Raw genomic sequence first — 325 nt, forward strand, 5'->3', positions numbered from 1 at the left:
AGCAGGGAGAGGCCACCAAAGCCCTTGCGCATGTCGGTGTGGCCGGTGGCCAGCCACACGCGCACGCCGGTTGGCACCGGGATCATGGCAGGCTCTCCACCACCTGCAGCACCCGCCGCAGCGCCTCGGCATCGACCTCGCGATCCACGCGAATGCGGCGCCCGTGCCTCAAGACGATCTCGATCAGTCCGATGCGCCGCGGTGGGGATGCTATCGGCGTGGTCTGCCCTGGGACGGACGTGATCGCGACCGGCACGAAGGCGGGACCGGCGTCGCCAAGCCGCCCTTCGCGGGCCAGCCGGCGCCAGGTGAAGACGACGCTGGG

1 pseudogene is annotated in these 325 nt (G+C 71.1%); it reads right to left on the bottom strand.

Annotated features, from left to right (window positions below):
* Positions 1–82 precede the first annotated feature (82 nt).
* Positions 83–325, bottom strand: a pseudogene (locus KHP60_RS24220) (IS66 family insertion sequence element accessory protein TnpB); the annotation flags it as partial.

This window comes from Microvirga sp. 3-52 (genome assembly GCF_018383585.1).
Taxonomy (GTDB): domain Bacteria; phylum Pseudomonadota; class Alphaproteobacteria; order Rhizobiales; family Beijerinckiaceae; genus Microvirga.